This is a genomic window from Sphingobacterium sp. T2 (assembly GCF_000814685.1).
GTDB classification, from domain to species: domain Bacteria; phylum Bacteroidota; class Bacteroidia; order Sphingobacteriales; family Sphingobacteriaceae; genus Sphingobacterium; species Sphingobacterium thermophilum.
The window spans coordinates 1-4,350 of the sequence record NZ_JXAC01000012.1 but is presented as its reverse complement, the minus strand read 5'-3'; the positions used below and the strand labels follow the sequence as shown (position 1 = coordinate 4,350).

General features: G+C 42.7%; 3 protein-coding genes. All 3 read left to right on the top strand.

Features of this window, described 5'->3' with window-relative positions; genetic code table 11:
- The first annotated feature begins 134 nt into the window (after positions 1-134).
- Positions 135-1,436, top strand: a complete 1,302-nt coding sequence (locus tag SD31_RS01115) for a TolC family protein (protein ID WP_039052793.1) — start codon at positions 135-137, stop codon at positions 1,434-1,436.
- Between the two features lie 219 nt (positions 1,437-1,655).
- On the top strand, positions 1,656-3,077 hold the full coding sequence (locus SD31_RS01110; RefSeq protein ID WP_039052792.1) for a Gfo/Idh/MocA family protein: 1,422 nt from the start codon (positions 1,656-1,658) through the stop codon (positions 3,075-3,077).
- A 78-nt stretch (positions 3,078-3,155) separates the two neighbouring features.
- Positions 3,156-4,214 carry a formylglycine-generating enzyme family protein gene (locus SD31_RS01105; protein ID WP_039052791.1) on the top strand — a complete coding sequence of 353 codons (1,059 nt, stop codon included), beginning with the start codon at positions 3,156-3,158 and terminating at the stop codon, positions 4,212-4,214.
- Positions 4,215-4,350: the final 136 nt, after the last annotated feature.

Below are 4,350 nucleotides of genomic sequence, written 5' to 3'. Positions count from 1 at the left end.
TAGGTGATTGTGGAGGAACGTAGTTTATCGTTTATGTTGTTGACTTATTGTTATTCTTGCGTTTATTGTATTGATGTCTCGTCCGCGTAAGCATCGTCCGGAATTGATAATATAGAAGAGTAATATGAGAGTATTTGTCATGGATTGTAGGTATTATAGGATTGTCGGTTAATGTTGTAGCACAAGAGCTGCTGACCGTAAGGGATGCTGTGGCGATTGCTTTAGAAAATAATTACGACATTAAATTATATGAAAATAGTCTCCAGGTAGCAAAGGAAAATGTTACCAGAGGCAATGCAGGGATGCTACCTACGATAACGGGTAACTTCTCGCAGAGTAATAGTGTACAGAATTCTAATCAAACCCAGATTACAGGGGAGGTTAGATCCTTAGATAATGCGAAGAACAACAGCATGACATATGGCATCAATGTGGGATGGACTATTTTCGATGGGTTGGGTATGTTTTCACGTTATGAAACGTTGAAAGAGGTGCAGAAACAAGGTGAGCTAGAACTTAAGAGAGCTGTTATCCAACGTGTGTCGGATGTAATAACAACCTATTACACGATTGTAGAGCAGCAAAACTTGCTTGACGCTTTGGATTCCAGCATTGTCATTTCACGTGAAAGGCTACGTACCGCGGAGAACAGATTCTCTATAGGGAAGGCTTCAAGGCTGGAAGTTTTAAATGTTCAGGTAAATCTAAATACCGACGAATCTGCCCGTATCAAGCAGGCTACCTTGGTAAGAAACCTTAAGATAGAGCTCAATAACTTGTTGGCGCGTGATCTGCAGACAGATTTTTCAGTGGTAAAAGATGTGAGCATTAATAACGATCTTAAATTGGGGGATATCTTGGAGCAGGCTAAGGTTACTAATCCTGACCTGTTGTTACTTAGTGTCAACCGTCGCATTGCCGAGCTGGAGGAGAAGACCGTGAAAGCCAATCGTTATCCTGTAGTTCGTCTAAATGGTGGGTACAACTTTTCGGAGTCTGAATCTAGCCTAGGCTTCGTGGCCCAATCCAGATCGCGCGGCTTGACCTATGGCATCACAGCTTCTATAAACATCTTCGACGGCTATAACCAAAGACGTAATGAACGTATTGCCCGTCTGAACATTGAGAATGTAGAGCTACAGAATGCACAGCGTCAGATACAGATTGAATCGCAGATTTCGCAAGCTTTTAATACCTATCGCACCAATCTGGAGCTAGCCCAGATTGAGGAGAAAAACGAGCAGATAGCCCGTCAGAATTTGAATATCACCTTGGAGAAGTATAAGATAGGAACATTGAGTGCCGTAGAGTTTAGAGATGCACAGGAAAACTTTATTAATGCCGTGGCACGTTATAATGCTGCCAAACTACAGGCTAAGCTAGCCGAAACAGTATTGATGGAGCTTATCGGAAAAATTGACCTTCTTGAAAATTAAAAAGGTGTTTTTTACCTAAAATATAAGGCAAATTGAGCAAACGTTTGCGTTTATGGATTATTTTTTTATTTGAGGAATATCAACTATACTTGTTCAAGACAAGCGCGATAGTGCTTTGTTGAGATGCCAAAAGCATTCATTGGACTGTTTAGTTTATTTATATATTAAGTGATTTCTGTGGGGACGTAATGTCCCCTTTAAAATTGAAACCTAAATTTTATGAGCACATCAAGAAGAGATTTCCTGAAGAAAGCATCTATACTTTCTGCTACCGCTGTCAGCCTGCCTGCACTGCATGTTAAGGCTTCGGAAGAACCTCGATTCAATATGTCGGGATATGCAGCTCCTAAGATCGACAAGGTGCGAGTAGCTTTTGTCGGATTGGGAAATAGAGGAACAGGTGCTGTAGATAGATTCACCTATATCGAAGGTGCTGAAATTGTCGCTGTTTGTGATAAACATCGCGACAGAGCTGAAAAACACCAGAAGATGGTGGTAGACAGAGGCCTTAAAAAACCGGCAGCGTTCTCGGGGGCAGAAGGATGGAAAGAGATGTTGAAGTCAGTAAAAATTGACTTATTATACATCTGTACACCGTGGGATTACCATACCGAGATGTGTGTCGAAGGTATGCTTGCAGGAGCGCATGTGGCCTGTGAGGTGCCTATAGGCTTGACTATAGAAGATTGTTGGAAGGTCGTTAAAGTGTCTGAAGAGACAAGAAAGCACTGTATGATGCTTGAAAACTGCTGCTACGACTTCTTCGAACTACAAACCTTGAATATGGCCAGAGCGGGCGTATTCGGTGAGCTCGTACATGCTGAAGGGGCATACATTCACGACCTGTTAGACTTGAATTTCAGTAAAACATATTACGACGACTTCTGGCGTCTGAAAGAGAATATCCGTTTCAACGGTAACTTGTATCCTACACATGGTATAGGTCCTGTAGCCCAATGTCTAAACGTTAACAGAGGTGACGTGATGACTTCTTTGGTTGCTATGCAGTCTAACGACTTCCAGATGGGAGAGGAGGCCAAACGTCTAGCGAAGGAGGACCCTGAAACTTACGGTCAATTTGTGGGAGCACAGTTCCGTGGAAATATCAATACTACGCTTATCCGTACACAACGTGGTAAGACCATCATGATTCAACATGACGTTACTTCTCCACGTCCTTATTCACGTATCCATAAGTTGAGCGGTACCAAAGGCTTCTGTGAGAAATATCCTAAAATTGGTATAAGCTTAAAATCCTACCAAAACGGACACAATTTCCTTCCAGAGGCTGAATTGAATAAATTACGTGAGCAATATACTCCGGAAATTGTTAAATTTATCGGCGAGCAAGCGAAGAAGGTAGGAGGACACGGTGGTATGGACTTCATGATGGACTGGCGTCTGATAGACTGCTTGAGAAATGGTCTTCCTTTGGATCAGGATGTGTATGATGCTGCCGCATGGAGCGCTATCGTTCCTTTGAGTATGGAATCCGTGAAGAAAGGAAAAGTAGTAGAGTTTCCTGATTTCACAAGAGGGGCGTGGATTACCAATAAGCCGCTAGAGCTTACGTTGAAAGGTGGAGGTAATACCAAAATTAGATCTATCAGCGGTAAGAGTGATAAGCAATTGAATGTGTAAATATTGGTAGATGTTTTAATATTATTTTCAACGAGGCTCCAAGAAAAACTTCTTGGAGCCTTTTAACTGTAAATAACCATGAAAAAACTATACTTCCTTTTCGTGGCACTATGGGCTGTAAGCTGTCAACAAACAGCAGAAAAGAAATCTAGAAGTGAAGAGCAAGGCCTGAGTTGTGCAGAAGCCGGCATGTATACCTCACGCTCTCAGATATATTATAAACCTCAGAAGGGAGATAAGGACACGGCGCGTATGGTGCTCGTGAAAGGAGGAACGTTTATCATGGGATCGGTAAATTTTCCAGATGCCCAGCCATTAAGGGAAGTGGAGGTTAGTTCCTTTTATATGGATGAGCATGAGGTTACTAACGCTCAGTTTCAAAAGTTTGTGGAAGAAACCAATTATGTGACTGTTGCCGAACGACCTTTGAATCCAAAAGATTTTCCCGGCGCAGATCCCGATTTACTACATGCTGGTTCTGCAGTCTTTGTAGGAAGCCAAGAGACGAAGGACCTTTCAAACCCTTATTCTTGGTGGAAATATGTGCTAGGAGCCAACTGGAGACATCCGGAAGGACCCGGTAGTGATATCAGGGAGAGGGAGAATCATCCTGTAGTGCATATCGCTTATGAGGATGCGGAGGCTTACGCGAAATGGGCAGGCAAACGTCTTCCCACAGAAGCGGAGTGGGAGTATGCTGCAAAAGCCAACTGTAATCAACATGAAATCTATTATTGGGGAGATGAAATAACCCCACAAGGCAAATGGATGGCCAACATATACCAAGGAGAGTTTCCCAAGCACAATACCGGAGAAGATGGATATAAAGGTACAGCTCCGGTGAAATCCTATGCTCCTAACCCTTTTGGACTCTACGATATGGTGGGAAATGTATGGGAATGGTGTTCAGATTTTTATCTTCCTTACTACAGTAAAGAGGATCGTAAAGATCCTAAAGGCCCGGACCATTCGCACGACCCTTTGGAGCCGGGATTAATAAAGCGGGTGCAGCGCGGAGGGTCTTTCTTATGTTACGACCAGTATTGTGAACGCTATAAAGCAGGCGCACGAGGTAAGGCTGAAGTGAATAGCCCTACCAATCATGTGGGATTCCGCTGTGTAAAAGATCTTCCGTAACTTCAAACAAAATGTGAAACCTACAAAATAATAAAGCCCTCACCAGTGATGAGGGCTTATATTTTATTGTAAGCTTATGTATTGACCTTATTGTGCGTTCAAAAACATGGATTTTTGTGCTACCAATCCGCTTTAT